Consider the following 22,193-nt stretch of genomic DNA (forward strand, 5'->3'; position numbering starts at 1 on the left):
GGCCAGGGTGCCGACGGAGGCGCCGGAGCTGCCAGGAGGCGCTCAGCGGGTGGCGGCTCGGGCGACGAGGTCGGCGATCACCTGGCCGAAGTCCAGTCCGGCGGCCTGCACCGCGAGTGGTAGCAGCGACGTCTCGGTCATCCCCGGGGAGACGTTGACCTCCAGTACGTGCGGCTGCCCGGCCGGGTCGACGATCAGGTCGACGCGGCTGAGGTCCCGCAGACCGAGTGCGGTGTGGGCGGCCAGTGCCACCTCCGCCACCGCGTCGGCCACCGCCGCGTCCAGCCGGGCCGGCGTGTGCCAGGTGGTCCGGCCGGCGGTGTAGCGGGCGGCGTAGTCGTAGACCCCGTTGCGGGGCACGATCTCGACCGGCGGCAGGGCCTGCGGGCCGTCGCCCAGGTCGATGACGGAGACCGCGACGTCCATGCCGGGCACGTACCGCTCGACGAGCGCGGTCGAGTCGTACGCGAAACAACCGACCATGGCGGCCGGCAGGGACGCGGCGTCCCGCACCACGGCAGCGCCCAGGCCGGAGCCGCCCTGCGCGGGCTTCACCATCAGCGGCAGTCCGAGCCGGGCGACGATACGGTCCAGCACGGCCACCGCGCCCAACTCGCTGAACCGGTCGTGCGGCAGCGCCACCCAGTCCGGAGTGGCGATCCCGGCCTCGCGCAGCACCGTCTTGGCCGACGGCTTGTCCCAGGCGAGCCGGGAGGCGCGGGAGTCACACCCGACGTACGGCACACCGCAGAGGTCGAGGACGCCACGGAGCGAGCCGTCCTCACCGGTGGCGCCGTGCAGGGCGATCACCACGGCGTCCGGCGGATCGGAGTCCAGCGCGGGCAGCAGGGCCACGTCCGCGTCCCGCAGCTCGGCCTCCATCCCGACGGAGCGCAGCGCGTCGAGCACCCGGCGGCCGGAACGCAGCGACACGTCCCGTTCGTACGACAGGCCACCGGCGAGCACGAGGACGTGGAGGTCGGTGGTGGCGGGACCGGACACGGCGGATTCTCTGGCAGCGGTGGCACCCATGCCGGGCATCATGCCAAGTCGGGACCCGGGGTGTCGGAGCCGGCCCGACCTCGCCGCGCGTCCGGCGCGCCGACCGCCCCGAACACCCGCCGCATGGCGATGTCCTGCTCCATCACGCTGGCCAGCCGACGGACCCCCTCGCGGATCCGCTCCGGCGGCGGGAAGGAGAAGTTGAGCCGCATGTGGCCGTTGCCGGTGCCGTCGGCGTAGAAGCCGGTGCCCGGCACGTACGCCACCCGGGCGGCGATGGCCCGGGGCATCATCGCCTTCGAGTCCAGGCCCTCGGGCAGCGTGGCCCAGACGAAGAGCCCGCCACCGGGGACGGTCCAACTCGTCCCGGCCGGCATCAGGTCCGCCAGGGCGGTCAGCATCGCGTCCCGCCGCTCCCGGTAGACCTCCCGGTAGACCTTCAACTGCTCGCGCCACGGCATGGTGCTCAGGTAGGTGCTCACGGCGGCCTGTGCGTACGCGCTGGGGCAGAGGATCTGCGCCTCGCTGGCGATGATTAGCTTGTCGCGCACGGCGTGCGGGGCGAGGATCCAACCGACCCGCAGCCCCGGGGCGAACGTCTTGGAGAACGTGCTGAGGTAGAAGACCCCGTCCCGGCGGCGCGCGCGCAGCGGTGCCGGCGCATCGCTCTCGAAACCCAACTGGCCGTACGGGTCGTCCTCGATCACGAGCAGGCCCGCGCGCTCGCAGATGTCGAGGACCCGCTCCCGGCGTTCCTCGCTCAGCGTCACGCCGGCCGGGTTCTGGTAGGTGGGGATGGTGTAGAGGAACTTCACCCGCCGCCCGGCCCGGGCCTGCTCGGCGATGGCGATCTCCAACGCCTCGGGGACCAGGCCGTCGTCGTCCATGGGTACGTGCACGACCTGTGCCTGGGCGGCCTGGAACACTCCGAGCGCGCCGACGTAGGTCGGTCCCTCGGCGAGCACCACGTCACCCGGGTCGAGGAAGAGTCGGGCCACCAGGTCGAGCGCCTGCTGGCCGCCGACCGTCACCACCACGTCCTCCGGCGAGGCGCCACAGGCGGCGTCGATCCCGGAGAGGGCCATCACCTCGCAGATCCGTTCGCGCAGCTCCAGCGTGCCCTGGCCGATGCCGTACTGGAGGCTGGTGGTGCCGTGCTCGGCGGCGAGCCGGCCGAGCATCTCGCCGACGGCGTCCAGCGGGAGCGCGGCGATGTACGGGGCGCCGCCGGCGAGCGAGACCACCTCCGGACGGCTGGCGACCGCGAACAGTGCGCGGATCTCCGAGGCGGTCATGCCCCGCACCCGGCGGGCGTACCGGTCGGTGTAGTCGTCGAGTGTCGTGCCGGTCATGACATCACCTCGATGCTGCTCGGACAGCTCCCGTCCCGGGATACCCAGGACACCGGCGACCATGGCGACACGGCGCGCCGAGTGTCGATGGTAGCCGCCATACACCGCCACGAGCGCCCTCGATTACCGCGCGTCCACATGCCGGACCGGTGTCGACCGTGCCTGAGGAGGGCATTTGCGCGTCCCCTCCCGCGTCGCCGATCGGCGGCGTACGATCGCTCGTCGGGGGCAGGGGATGCGGCGGTGCCGTCCGGGCCGGTCCCGAGTCTGAGCCTAGTGTGGGGAAGCGCCAATGTCGCGACGTCTGGTCAGTCTGACCCTGGACACGCTGGAGGACCTGCCCCGTCCGTGCCGGCAGTGCGTCTACTGGGAGCTTGATCCGGTTTCCGCCGATCGCGCCTGCGCCGCCGGCGACCCGGGGCTGGAGAAGGAGGCGTGGGTCTCCCAGACGCTGCTGGAGTGGGGTTCCTGCGGCAAGCTGATCTACGTCGACGGCATGCCCGCCGGTTTCGTCATGTACGCCCCACCGGCCTACGTGCCTCGCTCGATGGCCTTCCCGACCTCGCCGGTGTCGGCCGACGCGGCACTGCTGACCACCGCGAACGTGGTGCCGGCCTTCGCCGGTGGCGGGTTGGGTCGGATGCTGGTGCAGGGGGTCGCCCGCGACCTGACCAAGCGGGGCATCAAAGCGATCGAGGCGTTCGGTGACGCCAAGTTCGGTGACGCCGCCGATCCCGCCGGGGCCTGTGTCGCACCCGCCGACTTCTTCCTCTCGGTGGGCTTCAAGACCGTCCGACCGCACCCCCGCTACCCGCGTCTGCGGCTGGAGTTGCGGACGGCGTTGAGCTGGAAGTCGGACGTCGAGTACGCGTTGGAGAAGCTGCTCGGCTCGATGAGCCCGGAGTCGCTGCTGCGTCCGGTCCGGCCCGCACCGGCCACCCGTTCCACGGCGGGCTGAGGGCAGCAGCGGGCGGTCAGTCGACGACGGTGCCTGCGGCGACCGCCGCCCGCAGTTCGCTCACGTCTATCGAGCCGGTCGGCACGTCCCGCTCGATCGGCAGGTACATCCGTTGCACCGCCGCCACGATCGCCTCGACCAGCCGGTCCCGGAACCGGGGGTCGATCAGCCGTGCCCGGTCGGCCGGTGAGGTGAGGTAGCAGACCTCGACGCGTACCGCCGGCATCCGGGTGATCCGCAGCAGGTCCCACGCCTTCGCGTGGGTACGGCAGTCCCGCAGCCCGGTACGCGCGACGATCTCCCGCTGGACCAGCCCGGCCAGCCGTTCCCCGGTCGCCGACGTCACCCCGTTGTCGGTGCCGTAGTGGTATGTGGCGACGCCTTCGGCCTCCGGGTTGGCGTGCCCGTCGACGTGCAGCGAGATGAACACGTCCGCGCCGAGCGAGTTGGCCAGTTGCGCCCGGTCGATGTCGGGCAGGCAGGTCTCCGACGCCGGTCCTCGGGTGAGCTGCACCCGTACGCCCGATGCGGCGAGTCGCCCTTCGAGCCGGCTGGCCAGGTCGTGCACCAGGTCCGCCTCGGTCCAGCGCAGTGGGCCGTCGGGCACCACCACGCCCGGGTCGGTGCCGCCGTGGCCCGGGTCGATGACCACGGTGCGACCGACCAGGGTCGGCCCGGACTGCCGGATCGCGTCGGATTCGCGGAGCCACTGCGGGCGGCCGCCGACCACCTTGCGGCCGAGCCGCCGCAGCGCGTCCATGGTCTGCGGGCCGCAGGTGCCGTCCGGTGCCAGCCCCACCTCGCGCTGGAACTGGGCCACCGCCCGCGAGGTGCGGATGCCGTAGATGGCGTCGGCGCGGCCGGTGTCGTACCCCATCTCCAGCAGGCGTTCCTGCAACGAGCGGACGTCTTCGCCGGTGAGCGGCACCGGGACGGCGTGATAGAGGGTGCGGGCGCCGAGGCGCCAGCGGGCCGCGTCGAGCGCCCGCCAGGTCTCGGCACCGACCCGGCCGTCGACGCTGAGCCCACGGGACTGCTGGAACGCTCGTACCGCCCGCTCGGTGGCGGCGTCGAACTCGTCACTGAACGGACCGGTCGCCTTGGAGAGAAGGTCGAGGCTGGTCAGCACCGCTCGGATCTCGATCACGGCGGGTCCCCGGTCACCGGGACGGATCGGACGCACGTTCGGCCCCCTCTGCACGATCGGTGGCTTACCGGGCCCTGTGTCGGCACGCGTGGTAGTGCGACGGGGACCCAGGTGCTCACCGGCGTCCGGCGGCCCCCGAGTTCGAGGTTAGGCGTTGGGCGTTCGGTGCGGGTGCGGGCGGCGAAAAACGCGCCGACCCCGTCCCGGCGGTCCCGGGGCGGGGTCGGCGATCATGCTGCTGGGGTCAGAGCGCCGATTCGATCAGCTTGACCAGCTCGCCCTTGGGCTTGGCACCCGCGATCGACTGCACCGGCTCGCCGTTCTTGAAGACGGTGAGCGTCGGCACCGACATCACCCGGTAGGCGCGGGCGGTCTCCGGGTTCTCGTCGATGTTGAGCTTGACGATGCTGACCTGGTCGCCCATCTCGCCGGCGATCTCCTCCAGCAAGGGCGACACCTTGCGGCACGGCGCGCACCACTCGGCCCAGAAATCCACCAGGACCGGCTTGTCAGACTTGAGTACGTCTGCGGCGAAACTAGCGTCGGTAACCGACTTGGTTGCTCCCACTGTGTGACCCCTCCTCCGGGATGTGTCTCGTTCAGCCCTTGGGCAGCGTGGCGATGAAACGTTCCGCGTCGAGTGCGGCGGCGCAGCCGGTGCCGGCTGCGGTGATGGCCTGCCGGTACGTGTGGTCGACCAGGTCACCGGCGGCGAAGACGCCCGGGATGCTGGTCCGAGTGCTGGGGGCCTGGACCTTGACGTAGCCCTCGTCGTCCATCTCCACCTGGCCCCGGAAGAGTTCGCTGCGCGGGTCGTGCCCGATCGCCACGAACACGCCGGTGACGTCGAGGACCTTGGCCTCGCCGGTGTGCACGTTGCGTACCCGCACCCCGGTGACCTTGCCGTCCGCGCCCAGGACCTCCTCGACCACGGTGTTCCACTCGACCTTGATCTTGTCGTTGCCCAGCGCGCGCTCCGCCATGATCTTGCTGGCCCGGAACGAGTCGCGGCGGTGGATGATGGTCACCGACTCGGCGAAGCGGGTCAGGAAGCTGGCCTCCTCCATCGCGGAGTCGCCACCGCCGACCACCACGATGTGCTGGTTGCGGAAGAAGAAGCCGTCACAGGTGGCGCAGGACGAGACGCCGTGGCCCAGGTACTCCTGCTCACCCGGTACGCCGAGCGGCCGCCAGGCGGAACCGGTGGCGAGGATGACGGCCGAGGCGCGGTAGGCGCTCTCACCGACCCAGACGGTGCTCACCGCGCCCGGGTGGCCGGTGTCGGCCAGCTCGACCCGGGTGACGTCGTCGGTCAGGAACTCGGCACCGAACCGCTCGGCCTGCTTGCGCATGTTGTCCATCAGCTCGGGACCGAGGATGCCGTCCGCGAAGCCGGGGAAGTTCTCCACCTCGGTGGTGGTCATCAACGCGCCACCGGACTGTACGCCCTCGATGACCAGCGGGTTGAGGTTCGCCCGCGCCGCGTAGACCGCCGCGGTGTAACCCGCCGGCCCGGAGCCGATGATGATCAGGTTGCGGACCTCGTCCACTGCCATCTCCCAATCGTGTTGAGCGTCGCCACCGGCGTCATCCGCCGATGCCGAACCGAGTGCCGACGCGGCGGCATTCTGACCTGCAGAACGTCATCGTACGAAGCGGAGATTCCCGAGCCGGTCATCCGGTGGGTCACGTCACTTGGTTGGCCAAACGTCCGGTGGCCGCGATTCACCCTACCCGCGATCGGTAGCGGGTGTCCGAGCCGGATCGGGGGATTCCGCACTCCGGCCCGCTGACCCAGGCCCACTGCTCGCCGGAGCCGTCGGTGAAGCGCACCACCAGAGCCGGGAGCCCGCCGAAGCGGGCGTAGTCGACGACGTCGAAGACCAGCGGCTGATCGCCGTGCTCGACACCGATCTCGGCCAGGCAGGCGCTCAACGCCGCCTGGTCGCCGAGCCGGCTGAGTTCGCCGGGCACAGCGGGCTGGTTGTCGCTCTCGGTGCTGTCCGTGGGTCCTCCACCGAACCCGGGGCCCTTCATCACCGTCGGCCCGGTGAGGCTCTCCGGCGTGTAGTCGGACCCGGTGCGCAACGGCGGACTGGCGATCCGGAACGGGGTAAGGGCCGAGGCGGGGGCACGGTCCGGCGACGCGGCCTCGGGTGCCTGCCCGGCCTGGTCCTCCGGGTACGCGTGCGGCATGACCGGGCTGGTGCCCCGATCGCTCAGGGCCGTGCCGGCCGTCGAGTCACCTCCCTGCTGGGGACGGGACAGTTGCAGGGCACCGAGGCCGACCACCGCCGCGGCGGCCAGCGCGACCGGGCCGGCGAGGCGGGCCCAGCGGCGCCGACGCCGACCCGGGTGGCTCGGGGTACCGCGCTCCTGCCCCGGGCGTGGGCTGCCGCCGGGCCGTCGGGTACCGCCGAGCGGCTGGGCCGGCACCGGCGAGGGCTTCGTCGAAGCGTGGTCGTCGGCCTTCGTGGTCGCCGCGTCGTCGGTGTCGACGTCCTCCTCGGGTACGCCGACCGAGGGCACGGCCGTCGGGAGATCGGCGTCGCGCAGCGCGGCGAGGATCCGATCGCTGACCGCAGGCGGCATCTCGACCGGTGGCGCACCCCAGTCGACCAACTCGTCCCGGACCTCGTCCACCGCCGGGGCGAGTCGGGCGTGTGCCCGCGCCCAGTCCGGGTCCTGATCCACGAGGCGGGCGACCTCGGCCTGCTGCGGGGTGCCGTCCAGCGCGCCGCCGAGGTAATCGGCGAGCAGGTCGAGGTCGACCCCGCTGAACTCCCCGGTACTCACGAATCCTCCTGGTTGGCATCCGGGCGATGGTTTCCCGACCTCGATCGGACGCCGTGCGGGGCTCCGGGGTTCCCCCGGGTGACCCTCGGCACCTCGGCGGCACCGGCGGGGGCTGGTTCGCTGCCGGTACGCAGGTGCCCGAGCAGGAGCGCCAACCGTGCGCGACCTCGGGCGCACCGACTCTTCACGGTGCCCTCGGCGACACCGAGGATCCGCGCGACCTCGGCGACCGGGTAGCCCTGCACGTCCACCAGGACCAGTGCGGCCCGCTGCTCGGTCGGCAGGGTGGCCAGCGCCTCCCGGACCACCATCGCGGTGTCGTGGTCGCGTACCGGCGCGGTCGGTTCGGCGCCACCGGTGCCGCCACCGGTCTCGGTGTCGTGCGTACCGTCGGGCAGCGGCACCGTGGGATGGGCCTGCCGTCGGCGGATACGGTCGAGGCAGGCGTTCACCACGATCCGGTGCAACCAGGTGGTGACGGCGGCGTCGCCCCGGAACCGCGCGGCGGCACGGTGGGCCGACAGCATCGCGTCCTGGAGCGCGTCCGCGGCCTCCTCGCGGTCGCCGAGGGTACGCAGGGCGACCGCCCAGAGCCGGTCCCGGTGCCGCAGGAACAGCGTGGCGAACGCGTCCCGGTCACCGTCGGCGTGCGCGCGGAGCAGGTCGATGTCGCTGACCACTCCGTCCAGCGGTACGCCGGCAGCGTCCCGGCCGCGTACCTCCATCACCGGGTCCGCTGGGTGTGCCGCTCCGGTGGCGACCAGATCATGACCCCTGGACCGTGATCTCCTGGACGCCGAGCTTGAAGCCACCGTTGTTCGACGGCAACTCGGTGATCCAGAACATGAGGTAGCGGTACTTCTGGTCGGCGTCGAAGCCATTGAAGGTCATCGTGGTGCCGTCGTGCTCCTCGAAGGGCTGCCCGATCACGCTGTTCTTGAACGCGTCCACGACCTGGCGGTCACCGGAGCTGGACGAGGGGGCGTCGACGGTGCCGGTGAGCAGTTGCGCGGAGGCACCGGTGCTGGAGAGGTGGACCTGCACCGACTTGACCGTCCGCTCGGTGCCGAGGTCGACCCAGACCCCCATGCCTTCCTTGAGGTTGCCGAAGTTGCTCCGGTTGTAGGTCTCCGTGGACCAACCCTCGTCCCGGTCACCGTCGAAGACCTTCTCGGCGTCGCGGACCTCGCTGCGATCGTTGCTGTCCGGGTCGATGATCCGGGCGGCGCTGATCTGGAGATCGCGTACGGCGGCCGGCGGCGGTGGTTCCTCGCTCACCGGGGCGCTGGACGTGGGCGCGGCGACCGGGTCGGTCTGTGGGCTGTCGTCGTCGCCACCGAGGGCGCTGATCCCGACGAGCAGGCCGACCAGGGCCACCACCAGCACACCGGCGATGCCCAGGGCCACCTTCCGGCCGCCTGCGGCAGCCAGCGGCGAGGGCTCGTCACCGGACTCGGCGGCGAAGCGCAGCGGACCGCTGTTGTCGAGGTAGTCGTCGTCGGCGGGTACGTCGAGTCGGGCCAGTTCGGCGGCGAGCACGTCCGACGAGGGCGGGGCGATCCCACCGTCGAGCAGGTCCGTGGTGAGGTCGTCGAGGTAGGCCGGCACTCCGGCCCGGACCTGACGGGGAGCCGCCACCACGCCGTTGGCGTCGCGTACCGCGTCGGGGATGGCCGCCCGACCGTGCCCGGCGGTGGCGCCCCGCAGCGGTGCCTCGGTGTGCGGCCAGTAGCCGGTCAGCGCGTAGTAGAGGACACCGCCGACCGCTCGGACGTCGCTCTCCTGGCTGTCGTCGCCGTCGGTCCGCGCGTCGGCCAGCACCACGCGGCCGTCGTCGCTGATCATCACCGTGCCGGGGTGCACGTTGCCGTGCACCATGCCGGTGGCGTGCACGGCGGCCAGCGCGCTGGCGACGGCACTGCCGACGGCGGTGGCCCGGGCCCCGTCCAGCGGCCCGTCCGCGACCAGTTCCCGCAGGGAGCGCCCGTCGACCCACTCGCGTACGACGTAGGCCCGATCGGCCTCGTCGATGGCGTCGTAGACACCGGTCAGGTTGGGGTGGATGACCCGGCTCGCGGCGACCGCGGCCTGGAGCATCTCGGTGGCGGAGTCACCACCCGGGTAGCGCATCACGACCGCGACGGGTCGGCGGAGCACGACGTCGACCCCGCGCCAGACCAACCGGCCGGCGCTGTCGTTGTTGATGTGCTCGACCAGTTCGTACCGCTCGGCGAGGATCTCACCGACTGCGGGAGCACCGAAGGTCATGACCGGCGGAGTGGTCTCGTCCGCGTCCTGACCCTCGCCGACCTGGGTCACCCGTCCTCCCTCGGTGATCGTGTCGATCGATGGACCCGCGCTGCTGGGCATCTGACTTCCCGCTCCGCATTCGTGTGGCACCGGACGGACCGGTCCCGCGATGTGACGCGCGCCGTTCCTGCCGTACCCGTCGAGAGCGACCTTACCTGGGTTGGCCCGCTCCCCGACATGTCATCTTCCCGCCGTCGCCGGCCGGGGAGTTCGCAGTCAGGCGTACTCGTCCCGTTGCGACCGATGTCAGCCACGTTGCCGGTACATGTAGTTACCAATCTAGAGGTCGTCCACAATCGGCTGCCGCAGGGGCGGTACCGAAAGCGACGGCGGGTACGACGTCAGCGGGTTCCCGTCGAACGGCTGACCACACTCGGCCTTCCGGTTGGTTATCCACAGGCCGATCCGGCAGTTGAGCGGCGACTCGCGGAGTTATCCACAGGCGCATCCCCAGGCTGGTGATCCCCGGTCACGCTCAGTGCACCGGTGTCCGGCGTCGGCGATCAGCGCCCGAGACGGCTGCGGACCATCCCGATCACCTCGGTGATCTCGGAGATCCGCAGGAGCGTGGCCAGCCCGAGGTAGGTACCGCCGATCACCGCGCCACCCACCACGAGCTGCACGATCGCCTCCAGCCGGGTCGGCGTGTCGTCCCCGGGCAGCAGAGCGACCACCAGCGCGCCGGCCACTGCGGCCCCCACCGCGGCGAGCGCCACCCGGCCGAGGGTCCGCAGGATCGCGCCCAGTCCGATCCGGCCCACCCGGGGCCGCAGCAGCCATGCGGAGATGATGGCGGCGGCCAGGTACGAGACCGTGTTGCCGATCATCATTCCGGCACCCGCGAAGCTCGCCGAGAAGGCCAGGAACAGTGCGATCTGCACGCCGATCCGCAGCGCCACCACCGGAATGTTGATCAGGGCCGGGGTACGCGTGTCCGGCAGCGCGTAGAAGGCGAAGGTGAAGAGCTGGCTGATCGCGAACGGCACCAGGGCCAGTGCGGCGGCGAGCAGCACCAGGGACGTCGCGCTGGCGTTGTTCTGGTCGAAGGCACCCCAGCGGAACAGCGTGAACGCGATCGGGGTGGCGAGCACGGCGTAGCAGACCGCGATCGGCGCGAGCACCGCCGAGACGGTACGAGTGCCCCGGGACAGGTCTGCGGCGAGGTCGGCGTACCGGCCGTCGGCTGCGGCGGCGCTCATCCGGGGCATCAACGCCGTGATGATCGATACGGCGATGATGCCGTGCGCGGTCATCAACAGCAGGAACACGTTGTTGTAGATCAACGGACCGGCGGAGTTCTCCTTGCCGGCGCGGTTCAACAGGTTGAACAGCACGATCAGGCCGATCTGGCTGACCGCGACGTAGCAGATCATCCACGCGCCGAGGCGGCCCAGCTCGGCCAGCCCGAGCTTGCGGAAGTCGAACCGCAGCTTCCACGTGAAGCCGACCTTGCGCAGCGCCGGCATCAGGCCGGCGACCTGGACGGCGACGCCGAGCAGTGTGCCGCCACCGATCAGCAGGACCCGCCCGGTGGTCATGTCGTCCGGCCCGACGATCTCGGCACCGAAGATCCCGATGTAGAGGCCGGCGGTGCCGATCACCACCAGGTTGTTGAGGATCGGCGCCCACATCGGTGCGGCGAAGTGGCCCCGGGTGTTGAGCACGGCACTGATCAGTGCGCTCAGGCCGGAGAAGAAGATCATCGGCAGCATGAGCCGGGCCAGCATGGTGACCAGACCCGAGTAGCCGGGTGCGGACTCGCTGGCACCGTAGAGCCAGGTCAGCGGAGCGGCGAGGGCGACCGCGAGCAGGGCGGCGGCACCGAGGGCCAGCAGCGCCAGGGTCAACAGCCGCTGGGTGTACGCCTGGCCGCCGTCACTGTCCGCCTTGCGCCGGCGTACCAACACCGGGATCAGCACGCTGGTCAGGATGCCGCCGAGCAGGAATTCGTAGACCATTCCCGGCAGGATCTGCGCGGTGGTGTAGGCGTCGCCCACCAACGCCCCGCCCAGCGCCGCGCCGATGACCAGGTTGCGCAGGAAGCCCGTACCCCGGCTGACCAGGCTGCCGATCGCCATGACCGCGCTGTTGGTCGCGGCGCTGGCCTCGGCGACCTGCTCCTGCGGTGGCGCGACCGACTCGACGGCCGGCTGGTTGAGCGGGTCGGCGGAGATGAACGTGGCACCGTCGTCCGGCCGGCCGCCGGGCGCGCCGCCCTGTGCGGCGTTCGCGCTGCGGTAGAGCCCGCCGCTCATGCTGTGCCTCCCAGGGGTACGCCGGAGCCGTACCGGCCCACACGCCACAGACCTTAGTCAACCCCGGCCCGTTACCCGCGCCCGGCGGATGAGATGCCGATCTGGACCGATAGGCTGCTGGTCCGATGTCCGAAGCCGCCGCATCCCACACCACCGACCGCCGCGAACTCACCGCCGCGCAGCGCAACGCCGTCGCCGAACTCCTCCGGGTCTCGCCGGTCGCCGACGAGTTGGGTCGCCGGTTCGCCGCCGCCGGCCACGAACTGCACCTCGTGGGCGGTTCGGTACGCGACGCCCTGCTCGGCCGACTCGGTGAGGACCTCGACTTCTGCACCGACGCCCACCCGGACCAGACACTCGCCGTCGTGCGCGGCTGGGCCGAGGCGATCTGGGAGACCGGCCGGGAGTTCGGCACCATCGGCTGCCAGCGCGACGGCCTGCGGCTGGAGATCACCACCTTCCGTGCCGAGTCCTACGACCAGGTCACCCGTAATCCGACGGTCCAGTACGGCAGCAGCCTGAGCGAGGACCTGCGGCGGCGGGACTTCACCGTCAACGCGATGGCGGTGAGCCTGCCCGAGCACCGGTTCACCGACCCGTACGGCGGGCTGGCCGACCTGGCGGCGAAGGTGGTGCGTACCCCCGGCACGCCCGCCGAGTCGTTCGGTGACGACCCGCTGCGGATGCTGCGGGCCGCCCGGTTCGCCGCCCAGCTCCGCTTCGCGGTCCACCCGGACGTGCACGCGGCGATGAGCCGGATGGCAGCCGACCTGGACCGGATCACCGCCGAGCGGATCCGGGACGAGTTCACCAAGCTGCTCACCGGGGCCGACCCGATCACCGGGCTGCGGCTGCTGGTGGACACCGGGCTGGCCGAGCGTTTCCTGCCGGAGTTGACCGGCCTGAAGCTGGAGATCGACGAGCACGCCCAGCACAAGGACGTCTACGAGCACACCCTCACGGTGGTCCGCAACGCGATCTCGTACGAGCAGGACGGGCCGGACTTCGTCCTGCGGATGGCCGCGTTGATGCACGACGTCGGCAAGCCGGCCACCAAGTCGGTCGGTACGGACGGGCGGGTCAGCTTCCACCACCACGAGGTGGTCGGTGCCCGGCTGACCAAGGCGCGGATGAAGGCGCTGCGCTACCCGAAGGACGTCACCGCCAAGGTCACCGAGCTGGTCGCGTTGCACCTGCGGTTCTACGGCTACGGTCGGGGCGAGTGGACCGACTCGGCGGTGCGGCGGTACGTGACCGACGCCGGTGACCTGCTGCCCCGCCTGCACAAGCTGACCCGGTCCGACTGCACCACCCGTAACCGGCGCAAGGCCGCCCAGCTCGCCGCCGACTACGACGCGCTGGAGGAGCGGATCGCCCGGATCGCGGCCGAGGAGGACCTGGCCCGGGTCCGGCCCGATCTCGACGGCAACGCGATCATGGAGCTGCTCGGCGTACCGCCGGGGCCGATCGTGGGCCGTGCCTGGAAGCACCTCAAGGACCTGCGCCTGGAGCGCGGGCCGCTGGATCGCGACACCGCCGAGGCCGAGCTGCTGCGCTGGGCGCGCGAGGAGGGCATCGTCGGCTGATCGCCGACCGCCGTCGTCATGTCACCGCGGGTATGGACACCGCGCCGACCCGACCGTCCATCGTGGCTCGTCCCGTCGGGACGGACGCTACGACGAAACGCCAACGTTTCGACCAAAAGGTTGAGACAGATCGTTGCGTCGGTCGTACATGATGTTGCTACGTCTCTCAGCTCGCAGATTCACTGCCGAAGCGAGACGATCCACTGTCCGTCCGACCTGCCCACCGGCACGGTCGACACAACGGGGAGATCATTTAGTGAAACGCCGTGGCGTACTGCGCCGCTCGGCGGCGGCCGGGCTCGCCCTCGCGACCGCCTCCTCCATCATCACCGTCGCCACCGGCCAGGCCGCGTTGGCGACCACCCCTGACGAGCCCGCGCGGGCCGCAGTGCGCGGCACCGAGCGCTCCGACGTCGTACCGGGTCGCTACATCGTCGTGCTGAAGGACCAACGGGCCACCTACACCTCGGTCCGGGCCCTCGCCGCCACGCTCACGCGGGCCAACGGCGGCAACGTCCGGCAGGTGTTCGGTACGGCGCTGAGCGGCTTCTCGGCCTCGATGAGCAAGCAGCAGGCCGAGAAGGTGGCGGCGAATCCGGCCGTCGCCTACGTGGAGCCGGTCCGTCGGGTGTCGGCCAGCGGCACCCAGAGCAACCCGCCGTCCTGGGGGCTCGACCGGCTCGACCAGGCGTCCGCGAAGCTGAACAAGAGCTTCAAGTACCCGAACACGGGCAGCAAGGTCACCGCGTACATCGTGGACACCGGCATCAACACCAAGCACCAGGACTTCGGCGGCCGGGCCAGCATCGGGTTCGACTACTTCGCCGAGCCGCCCGTCGACCCGGAGCCGGAACCCACCACCCCGGACCCGACCACGCCGGTGCCGGCGTCGCAGGAGGACTGCGACGGCCACGGCACGCACGTGGCCGGCACCGTCGGCGGCGCCAAGTACGGCGTGGCGAAGCAGGTCAAGCTCGTCGGCGTACGGGTGCTGGACTGCGACGGCTTCGGCACCACCGACAGCGTCGTCGCCGGTATCGACTGGGTGACCGCGAACGCGAAGAAGCCGGCCGTGGTCAACGTCAGTCTCGGCGGAGAAGCGGACCGGGTGCTCGACGCGGCCGTGAAGCGCTCCATCGACTCCGGTCTCACCTACGCGATCGCCGCCGGTAACGAGAACAGGGACGCCTGCAAGGTGTCGCCGGCCCGGACGCCGGACGCGATCACCGTGGGTGCCACCGACCGCATCGACATGCGCGCCTACTTCTCGAACTACGGCAAGTGCCTGGACGTGTTTGCCCCGGGGACGGGCATCGTGTCGGCGCGGCACGACAGCAACACCGCCGCCACGGCATTCAGCGGTACCTCGATGGCAGCCCCGCACGTGGCGGGTGCCGCAGCGCTCCTGCTGCACAGCAACCCGACCTGGAAGCCGAAGCAGGTCCGCGACCGAATCGTCACCACCGGCATCGCCGGCGCGGTCTACGACTCGAAGGCGGGCTCGATCGACCGTCTGTTGACCGTCGGATCGGTCACTCAGGCCCGCTCGGCGTACGGCTTCAAGGCCAATTCCAACGGCAGGTTCGTCACTGCCGCCAGCACCAAGAAGGCGCTCGTCAACAACGGCAAGAGCCTGGGCACCGCGCAGCGGTACGACATCGTCAACGCCGGCAGCGGGTTGGTCGCGCTCCGCTCCAAGTCCACCGGCCGGTACGTGGTCGCGCCGAGCAAGGGCACCAAGCCGCTGATCGCCAGTCACAAGAAGATCGTCACCGCCGGGAAGTTCCAGATCATCAACCACACCGACGGTTCGATCAGCCTCAAGGCCAGGGTCAACGGTAAGTACGTCACGGCGCCGAAGTCCGGCAAGTCGTCACTGAAGGCGAGCAAGACCAGCATCGGAACGACGGAGAAGTTCACCGTCGACGCGCCGGCTCCGGTGATCAGCCTCAGATCGCTGGCCAACGGCAAGTACGTCGTGGCCGGCAGCAAGCCGCTGGTCGCCAGCAGCAAGTCGGTTACCAAGGCGGCGAAGTTCCAGATCGCCCCCGCGGGCGGCACGTGGTTCTCCCTGAAAGCTCTGGCCAACGGCAAGTATGTCACCACGCCGGGTTACGGCGAGAAGCCGTTGATCGCGAGCAAGAAGTCGGTCGGCACCTGGGAGAAGTTCGGTTTCTGGGACTACTACGCCGATGGCACGGTCACGGTGGTGAATCGTGATTACAGCGTGGTTTCGGCAGGCTCGACCGGTAACAAGAAGTTGATCGCAAACAAGGACCCGTATGCGAAGCACGGTAAGGGCGAGAAGTTCACTTTCTCGGTAGCCTGACGGGCTCGTCGTACCACCCCCGGCGCCCGCCGGAGCACCCCGAACGGGGACGCTCCGGCGGGCGCCGGCCGTTCGGCGTGTGTCGACTGGGCCGGGGACGCCCTCGATACAGGATCGAGGGGCATCGCATGCCGTGGGACACCACTCGATCCCGGATCGAGCGCGATCATGGTTGCGGTGGGCGGCTGGGGGACAATGGCGGGATGCGTTGGACGGTGCTGGACTCGCCGATCGGGGACTTCTCCGTGGGTATCGAGGGCGACAGCGTGTGCGGAACGCACTTCGCGGCGGTGGCGGGTGGGTCGAGGGAACCCGTCGACGAGGCGTCCGAGCGTGCGGTGGCGGAGCTGCGGGCGTACTTCGCCGGGGAGCTGACCGAGTTCGGTGTGCCGGTGACGGTGCCGAGGGGGTCCGAGTTCGAGCGGGCGGTGTGGCGGGAGATGACCCTCATCCCGTACGGCGAGACGCTGACCTACGGCGAGGTGGCCCGGCGGCTGGGGGATCCCGGTGCCGCCCGCGCGGTCGGGGTGGCGTGCAACCGCAACCCGATCCCCGTCATCGTGCCGTGTCACCGGATCATCGGGGCCGGCGGCAAGCTGGTCGGCTTCGGCGGCGGTCTGGACCGCAAGATCAAACTGCTGGAGTTGGAGGCCCGGGTAGCCCTGCAACGCGCCTGGTCCTGACAACTGCCTCGATCGTGGCACTGTAGGAAGTCGACACGCCGGGCCGAGAGCAGCCACAGTGCCACGATCCGAGTGCTGCCGAGGTCACCGGGCAGAGGTCGCCTGGGGACACGCGAAGGGCCGGGCCCTTGCGGACCCGGCCCTCGACGGTGCTGCTGGTGGTCAGCGCGTCAGCGCTCGACCTCACCGGTGATGAACCCCTCGACGGCGGCGTGCGCCTCGTGGTCGGCGTACTGCACCGGCGGGGACTTCATGAAGTACGACGAGGCCGACAGGATCGGGCCGCCGATCTTCCGGTCCAGGGCGATCTTCGCGGCCCGGACGGCGTCGATGATGACGCCGGCCGAGTTCGGCGAGTCCCACACCTCGAGCTTGAGCTCCGCGTTGAGCGGGGTGTCGCCGAACGAGCGACCCTCCAGGCGGATGTACGCCCACTTGCGGTCGTCCAGCCACGGCACGTGGTCCGACGGGCCGATGTGCACGTCGCTCTTGGCCATCTCGTGCGGCACCTGGGAGGTCACCGACTGGGTCTTCGAGATCTTCTTCGAGACCAGGCGGTTGCGCTCCAGCATGTTCATGAAGTCCATGTTGCCGCCGAAGTTGAGCTGGTACGTGCGCAGCAGCTCGACGCCCCGGTCCTCGAAGAGCTTCGCGAGGGCCCGGTGCACGATGGTGGCGCCGACCTGGCTCTTGATGTCGTCACCGACGATCGGCAGACCGGCGTCGGTGAACTTCTGCGCCCACTCCGGGTCCGAGGCGATGAAGACCGGCAGGGCGTTGACGAACCCGCAGCCCGCGTCGATGGCGGCCTGGGCGTAGAACTTGTCGGCCTGCTCCGAGCCCACCGGCAGGTAGGAGACGACCACGTCGACCTGCGCGTCGCGCAGCGCCTTGGCCACGTCGACCGGCTCGACGTCCGACTCCTTGATGATCTCGCGGTAGTACTGCCCGAGGCCGTCGAAGGTCGGGCCGCGCTGCACGGTGACGCCGGTCGGCGGCACGTCGCAGAGCTTGATGGTGTTGTTCTCGCTGGCGACGATCGCCTCCGCGAGGTCCATGCCCACCTTCTTGGCGTCGACATCGAACGCCGCGACGAACTGCACGTCAGAGACGTGGTAGTCGCCGAAGGTGACGTGCATGAGACCCGGGACGCGGTCGTTCGGGTCGGCGTTCCGGTAGTACTCGACGCCCTGTACCAGGGACGAGGCGCAGTTACCCACACCGACGATGGCGACGCGGACGGAGCCCATCGCGTGTGCCTCCTTCTTCTTGGTCACGGCCGCTCTGTCCTGGTCTCTCCAGGCGGAGGCGGGCTGTTGTCATCTCGTCGGCCGCCGGCCGTCCCGTCGTGCGGGACCGTCGGGGCACGGCCGGAGCGCTCGTTGGCGATGAGCTCCTCCAGCCACCGGACCTCACGCTCACAGGCCTCCAGGCCGTGGCGTTGCAGCTCCAGGGTGTACGCGTCGAGGCGCTCGGCCGCCCGGCCCAGCATGTCGCGAAGGCCCTCGCGACGTTCCTCGATCGTGCGGCGCCGACCTTCCAGGATTCGGAGTCGGGTCGCCCGGTCGGTTCGGGAGAAGAACGCGAAGTGCACACCGAAACCGGTGTCGCCGTAGGTCTCCGGCCCGGTTTGTGCGATGAGCTGGGCGAAGCGTTCTTTTCCTTCCGCGGTGATGGTGTAGACCACCCGACCTCGTCGGCTGGTCAGCGCGGGAACCTCCTCGGCGGTGGCGGGTGTCTCGGCGGCTTCGGCGATCCAGCCCGCCGCCTGCAACCGGCGCAGGGTCGGGTAGAGCGAGCCGTAGCTGATCGCAGCTCGGATCGCCCCGAGCTTGGCGGTGAGCTCCTTACGGAGCTCGTAGCCGTGCATCGGGGCCTCCTGCAGCAGGCCAAGGATGGCGAGTTCGAGCACGGCCACCCTTCCCTTACCCTGTGCGTGGAGCGCTAACCGCCGCGATGTATCGGGCCGATACATCGCACCGTAGCGTCTCACACCCCGGCGGGCAAACTCCTCGCTCCGAGGTCCCCTCATCACGGATCGTCACGGTGGTCGCCCCGTCAGACGAGACCGCGTACCCTTTGCCGCATGCGTACGCAGCGCCAGGTCGTCGACTACTCGCTCCGGAAGCGAGCGCTGCTGCGTGAACTCCTCGCCGGCCGCGTCGGCACCTATGACCTGTGCGACGCGTCTCCCTACCTCAAGAACGCGGCTCGGTTCCACGGCGAGCCCACTGAGCAGCGTTGCCCGATTTGCCGGAGCGAGAACCTCACGCACGTCCATTACATTTATGGCGACGAGCTCAAGCAGTCTGCCGGCCAGGCCCGTACGGTGGCGGAGTTGTCCGTGCTGGCGATGACGCTGTGTGAGTTCCAGGTCTTCGTGGTGGAGGTGTGTCTCGGCTGTGACTGGAACCATCTCGTCGAGCAGTACCTGCTCGGGCGGGACGGGTTGACCGGTGGCGAGTCGGAGCAGGAGACGCCGGGTGGAGTGGCTGCCGCCAGTGGAGCAGGTGCCCGGCGAAGGCGAGAGGCGCAACGGTGATTCGAGCTCGATCGGCCGACCCCGGCCGTACCGCACGCGACCGGGGCGCCCGACGGCTTGTAGGTCTGAATAGTCCGATTGATTCGGATGTGGCACCACTGTGGCGGCACCCCCGTGCCCCGCGCTCAGGTGTCCCAACTCACGGCAAACCGGTGGCGGTGCGAGTGCGCCCCACCGCGACGGCAGGGTGTGAGGAATGAATTCGTACGGCGATCCCAGCTCCTCGCGCGGACGGGCCCGGATTCCGGGCCAGGACGACCCGGGGCAGGCGGACGACGCGTACCGCTACCCGGGTGGTGAACCGCGCGGCGGCAACTGGTCGAGCGGCCCGGAGTCGTCCGCCCCGTCGGCCCGCGCCTCGGTCGGTGGTCGAGCCTCGGTCGGTGGTCGAGCCTCGGTCGGCGGGTCGGCGAGCGTACCCCCGCATGGCGGTTCCGTCGCCGGTTCCGCCTCCGTCGGTCGCGCCGGCCCCGGTCGGGCCTCGGTGCCGGTCTCGCCGGCCGCGCCCGGCCGCGCCTCGGTGCCCGTCTCTCCCGCCCCCGGTCGGTCCGGGCGAGCCTCGGTGCCGGTGAGCCCGGCGCCGGGTGGGCCCGCCGGCCGCGCCTCCGTCGGTGCGGCTTCCGTCGGCGCCGCGTCGGCTGGCCGGGCCAGTGTCGGTGCGGCGTCCGTGGGCGGTGCCGGTGGCCGGGCCGCGGTGGCCCGGGCCAGTGTCGGCGGTCCTGGTGGACCGGGCGGACCCGGCGGCCCGGGTGGGCCGGGCGGTCCGGGTGGGCCGGGCGGTCCGGCTGGTCCCGGTCGCGGTGGTCGCGACCCGAACGCGGTGTCCCGGGCCCGCAAGCGCAAGCGGATGAACATGCTGATCGCCAGCTTCGCGGTGTTCATCATGCTGGCCGGCATCGGCGTCGTCGGGTTCACCTACTACTCGACGAACGTGGTGCTGCCCAAGGAGATCCCGCTGCCGCTCTCCACCACGGTCTACGCCAAGGACAACAAGACCGTCGTGGCCAAGCTCGGCAACGAGAACCGCATCTTCATCACCATCGACCAGATGCCGGAGCACGTGCGGAACGCCGTCGCGGCGGCCGAGGACCGCAACTTCTATCGGCACTCCGGCGTCGACTACAAGGGCATCGCCCGGGCCGCCTGGAACAACCTCTCCGGCGGTGACCGGCAGGGTGCCTCGACCATCACGCAGCAGTACGCCCGTAACGCCTACGAGAACCTCCAGGACGACAGCTACGGCCGGAAGGTGAAGGAGGCGATCCTCGCCTCCAAGCTGAACGACAACTTCGGCAAAGACCAGATCATGGAGAACTACCTCAACGTGATCTACTTCGGTCGAGGTGCGTACGGCATCGAGGCGGCGGCACAGACCTACTTCAAGACCACCACTGCGAAGCTCACCCCAGCGCAGGCTGCGGTGCTCGCCGCGCTGATCAAGCAGCCCGACGTCAGTCCCACCCACAAGGGGTTCGACCCGGAGGTCAACGAGGTCGACGCCAAGTCCCGGTGGGAGTACGTCATCAACGGCATGGTCGAGGAGGGCTGGCTGGGCGTGCCCGGCAAGCTCGAGCGGCCGACCGAGTACCCGAAGGTCCAGAAGATCAAGAAGGACAACGGGTTCGGCGTCGCCACTCCGGTCGGCAACGTGATCAACTACGTGCGCAAGGAGATGGACGAGTGGGGCATCTGCTCCAACTCCGGCGCTCCCGACAAGCCGAACTGCGTGACCGAGCTGCGTGAGGGCGGCTACCGGATCACGACCACCATCGACCCGAAGATGCAGAAGGCCCTGGAGGAGGCGGCCCGGCCGGACCGCAAGGGTTCGGTGCTCTACGGGCAGCCCAAGAACCTGATGGCCGCTGCGGTCTCCATCGACCCGAAGACCGGGCGGGTGCTGGCCTACTACGGCGGCAACAGCGGCGCGGACTTCGACTACGCCGGCATGAACACCAACAGCAACGGCGACATCGTCGGCGGTCATCCGCCGGGCTCGTCGTTCAAGGTCTACACGTTGGCGGCGGCGATCGACGAGGGGATCTCGGTGAAGTCGCGCTGGGACGCGACCCCGTTCAAGCCCGAGGGCTACGCCAACGAGATCGTCAACGCCGGCCGGGACGTCCGGCGGAGCTGCAACAAGTCCTGCACCCTGCAGGAGTCGACCGTGCTCTCGTACAACGTGCCGTTCTTCCACATCGCCGAGCAGGTCGGTGAGGACAAGGTCATCGACATCGCCCGCCGGGCCGGCATCCGGACCATCTGGTCCGTCGACCCGCCGAAGCCGTACGACCTGACCAAGAACAAGCCGGAGGAGCTCGGTAAGAAGACGTTCGACCGGGTCATCGGCTTCGGGCAGTACCCGATCACCGTCTTCGACCACGCCAACGGCCTGGCCACGCTCGCCAACAGCGGCAAGTACAACAAGGCCCACTTTGTCCGGGTGGTGGAGAAGCAGAACAAGGCGACCGGCAAGTGGGACAAGATCGCCGGTGAGAAGCTGACGAAGGGCGGCGGCACGCAGGTGATCAGGTCGGAGGTCGCCGACGAGGTGACCGCTGTGCTCAAGGAGATCCCGGGCCGCAGCAACGCTGGCTTGAGCAACGGCCGGCAGGCGGCCGGCAAGACCGGTACCTGGGAACACAACAACACCGACAAGAACGCGCACGCCTGGATGGTCGGCTACGACAAGAACGTCGCCACCGCCGTCTGGGTCGGCAGCAAGGATCCGAAGAAGCCGACCATCGTCGACAAGAACGGCAGTAACGTCGGCGGTAACGGTCTGCCGGCTGCGGTCTGGAAGAAATACATGGACGACGCGCTCAAGGGCTCCGACCCGTCCGACCTGCCGAACGTGACCGGCGTCGGCGACGACAAGTTGGGCAACGGCGAGGAACCACCGCCGCCTCCGCCGCCCGCGGCGCCGTCGAACCCGGGCGGCTGCGACCCGACGGACCTGCGCTGTCTGTTGGGCGGTGGCAACAACAACGGCGGTCCGGGCAACAACGGCCCCGGCAACGGTGGTCCGGGCGGTGGCAACGGCGGTCCGGGCGGTGGAAACGGTGGCCCGGGCGGCGGCGACCCGAACAACAATGAAGGACCGGGTGGTGGTGGCGGTGGCCTGATGCCACCGAGAAGCACCCGGGACTGACTCCGGTCCACGTGGTGGGCGGCCCGAACCAGGTTCGGGCCGCCCACGCGGCGTCTATGGCCCCTGATGGATCGGCATCCGTCGA

General features: G+C 70.2%; 17 protein-coding genes. 6 read left to right on the forward strand and 11 right to left on the reverse strand.

The features are described 5' to 3' along the window. Positions 1 to 42: 42 nt before the first annotated feature. Together ABT008_RS21395 and ABT008_RS21400 are read right to left on the reverse strand one after the other, a co-directional pair. Positions 43 to 1,032, reverse strand: coding sequence for a D-alanine--D-alanine ligase family protein (locus tag ABT008_RS21395; RefSeq protein WP_350697985.1), 990 nt, complete (start codon positions 1,030 to 1,032; stop codon positions 43 to 45). A gap of 8 nt (positions 1,033 to 1,040) precedes the next feature. Continuing rightward, positions 1,041 to 2,354, reverse strand: coding sequence for an aminotransferase-like domain-containing protein (locus ABT008_RS21400; protein WP_350697986.1), 1,314 nt, complete (start codon positions 2,352 to 2,354; stop codon positions 1,041 to 1,043). Between the two features lie 292 nt (positions 2,355 to 2,646). Between ABT008_RS21400 and ABT008_RS21405 the strand changes: the two genes are divergently transcribed. Further along, positions 2,647 to 3,312: a GNAT family N-acetyltransferase gene (locus tag ABT008_RS21405; RefSeq protein ID WP_131052118.1), complete on the forward strand. Its 666-nt coding sequence runs from the start codon at positions 2,647 to 2,649 to the stop codon at positions 3,310 to 3,312. A gap of 16 nt (positions 3,313 to 3,328) precedes the next feature. Here the strand turns inward: ABT008_RS21405 and ABT008_RS21410 are convergent, their stop codons facing one another. The 7 genes from ABT008_RS21410 to murJ form a co-directional block, all read right to left on the reverse strand. After that, a complete protein-coding gene (locus ABT008_RS21410; protein ID WP_350697987.1) occupies positions 3,329 to 4,495 on the reverse strand; it encodes an N-acetylmuramoyl-L-alanine amidase in 1,167 nt (388 codons plus the stop codon). A 208-nt stretch (positions 4,496 to 4,703) separates the two neighbouring features. Next, positions 4,704 to 5,027: a thioredoxin gene (gene trxA / locus ABT008_RS21415; protein WP_117228228.1), complete on the reverse strand. Its 324-nt coding sequence runs from the start codon at positions 5,025 to 5,027 to the stop codon at positions 4,704 to 4,706. A 31-nt stretch (positions 5,028 to 5,058) separates the two neighbouring features. After that, the gene (trxB, locus tag ABT008_RS21420) at positions 5,059 to 6,009 is read right to left on the reverse strand and encodes a thioredoxin-disulfide reductase (RefSeq protein ID WP_350698099.1); all 951 of its coding nucleotides are present in this window, start codon (positions 6,007 to 6,009) and stop codon (positions 5,059 to 5,061) included. Between the two features lie 175 nt (positions 6,010 to 6,184). Continuing rightward, entirely contained in the window at positions 6,185 to 7,255 is a 1,071-nt protein-coding gene (locus tag ABT008_RS21425) for an RsmA family anti-sigma factor (RefSeq protein WP_350697988.1), read from the reverse strand. Further along, positions 7,252 to 7,980 carry an RNA polymerase sigma factor SigM gene (sigM, locus tag ABT008_RS21430; protein ID WP_350697989.1) on the reverse strand — a complete coding sequence of 243 codons (729 nt, stop codon included), beginning with the start codon at positions 7,978 to 7,980 and terminating at the stop codon, positions 7,252 to 7,254. Before sigM ends, ABT008_RS21425 begins: the two co-directional genes overlap by 4 nt. A 40-nt stretch (positions 7,981 to 8,020) precedes the next feature. Then, on the reverse strand, positions 8,021 to 9,625 hold the full coding sequence (locus ABT008_RS21435) for a protein kinase family protein (protein ID WP_350697990.1): 1,605 nt from the start codon (positions 9,623 to 9,625) through the stop codon (positions 8,021 to 8,023). Between the two features lie 443 nt (positions 9,626 to 10,068). Continuing rightward, positions 10,069 to 11,820, reverse strand: a complete 1,752-nt coding sequence (gene murJ / locus ABT008_RS21440; RefSeq protein ID WP_350697991.1) for a murein biosynthesis integral membrane protein MurJ — start codon at positions 11,818 to 11,820, stop codon at positions 10,069 to 10,071. A 125-nt stretch (positions 11,821 to 11,945) separates the two neighbouring features. Between murJ and ABT008_RS21445 the strand changes: the two genes are divergently transcribed. From ABT008_RS21445 to ABT008_RS21455, 3 genes are all read left to right on the forward strand, one after another. Then, entirely contained in the window at positions 11,946 to 13,406 is a 1,461-nt protein-coding gene (locus ABT008_RS21445) for a CCA tRNA nucleotidyltransferase (protein WP_350697992.1), read from the forward strand. 256 nt (positions 13,407 to 13,662) lie between these two features. Further along, positions 13,663 to 15,735, forward strand: coding sequence for a S8 family serine peptidase (locus ABT008_RS21450; protein ID WP_350697993.1), 2,073 nt, complete (start codon positions 13,663 to 13,665; stop codon positions 15,733 to 15,735). A gap of 203 nt (positions 15,736 to 15,938) precedes the next feature. Continuing rightward, the gene (locus tag ABT008_RS21455; protein WP_350697994.1) at positions 15,939 to 16,418 is read left to right on the forward strand and encodes a methylated-DNA--[protein]-cysteine S-methyltransferase; all 480 of its coding nucleotides are present in this window, start codon (positions 15,939 to 15,941) and stop codon (positions 16,416 to 16,418) included. A 170-nt stretch (positions 16,419 to 16,588) separates the two neighbouring features. On the opposite strand, the gene ABT008_RS21460 is transcribed toward ABT008_RS21455, so the two are convergent. Next, on the reverse strand, positions 16,589 to 17,668 hold the full coding sequence (locus ABT008_RS21460) for an inositol-3-phosphate synthase (RefSeq protein ID WP_350698100.1): 1,080 nt from the start codon (positions 17,666 to 17,668) through the stop codon (positions 16,589 to 16,591). Positions 17,669 to 17,691: 23 nt separating this feature from the next. Next, on the reverse strand, positions 17,692 to 18,330 hold the full coding sequence (locus ABT008_RS21465; protein ID WP_350698101.1) for a PadR family transcriptional regulator: 639 nt from the start codon (positions 18,328 to 18,330) through the stop codon (positions 17,692 to 17,694). Between the two features lie 174 nt (positions 18,331 to 18,504). On the opposite strand from ABT008_RS21465, the gene ABT008_RS21470 reads away from it, so the two are divergent. Both ABT008_RS21470 and ABT008_RS21475 read left to right on the forward strand, forming a co-directional pair. Next, positions 18,505 to 18,960, forward strand: a complete 456-nt coding sequence (locus ABT008_RS21470; protein ID WP_350697995.1) for a DUF5318 domain-containing protein — start codon at positions 18,505 to 18,507, stop codon at positions 18,958 to 18,960. A 196-nt stretch (positions 18,961 to 19,156) separates the two neighbouring features. Then, positions 19,157 to 22,108: a transglycosylase domain-containing protein gene (locus ABT008_RS21475; RefSeq protein WP_350697996.1), complete on the forward strand. Its 2,952-nt coding sequence runs from the start codon at positions 19,157 to 19,159 to the stop codon at positions 22,106 to 22,108. Positions 22,109 to 22,193 lie beyond the last annotated feature (85 nt).

This window comes from Micromonospora sp. NPDC002389, assembly GCF_040296095.1.
Taxonomy (GTDB): domain Bacteria; phylum Actinomycetota; class Actinomycetes; order Mycobacteriales; family Micromonosporaceae; genus Micromonospora.

What these genes read in the sequence shown, in the direction of transcription:
- ABT008_RS21395 (WP_350697985.1), bottom strand. Translation starts at nt 1,032, where the DNA reads ATGGGTGCCACCGCTGCCAGAGAATCCGCCGTGTCCGGTCCCGCCACC.
- ABT008_RS21400 (WP_350697986.1), bottom strand. Translation starts at nt 2,354, where the DNA reads ATGACCGGCACGACACTCGACGACTACACCGACCGGTACGCCCGCCGG.
- ABT008_RS21405 (WP_131052118.1), top strand. Translation starts at nt 2,647, where the DNA reads ATGTCGCGACGTCTGGTCAGTCTGACCCTGGACACGCTGGAGGACCTG.
- sigM (WP_350697989.1), bottom strand. Translation starts at nt 7,980, where the DNA reads ATGGAGGTACGCGGCCGGGACGCTGCCGGCGTACCGCTGGACGGAGTG.
- ABT008_RS21435 (WP_350697990.1), bottom strand. Translation starts at nt 9,625, where the DNA reads ATGCCCAGCAGCGCGGGTCCATCGATCGACACGATCACCGAGGGAGGA.
- murJ (WP_350697991.1), bottom strand. Translation starts at nt 11,820, where the DNA reads ATGAGCGGCGGGCTCTACCGCAGCGCGAACGCCGCACAGGGCGGCGCG.
- ABT008_RS21445 (WP_350697992.1), top strand. Translation starts at nt 11,946, where the DNA reads ATGTCCGAAGCCGCCGCATCCCACACCACCGACCGCCGCGAACTCACC.
- ABT008_RS21455 (WP_350697994.1), top strand. Translation starts at nt 15,939, where the DNA reads ATGCGTTGGACGGTGCTGGACTCGCCGATCGGGGACTTCTCCGTGGGT.
- ABT008_RS21460 (WP_350698100.1), bottom strand. Translation starts at nt 17,668, where the DNA reads ATGGGCTCCGTCCGCGTCGCCATCGTCGGTGTGGGTAACTGCGCCTCG.
- ABT008_RS21470 (WP_350697995.1), top strand. Translation starts at nt 18,505, where the DNA reads ATGCGTACGCAGCGCCAGGTCGTCGACTACTCGCTCCGGAAGCGAGCG.
- ABT008_RS21475 (WP_350697996.1), top strand. Translation starts at nt 19,157, where the DNA reads ATGAATTCGTACGGCGATCCCAGCTCCTCGCGCGGACGGGCCCGGATT.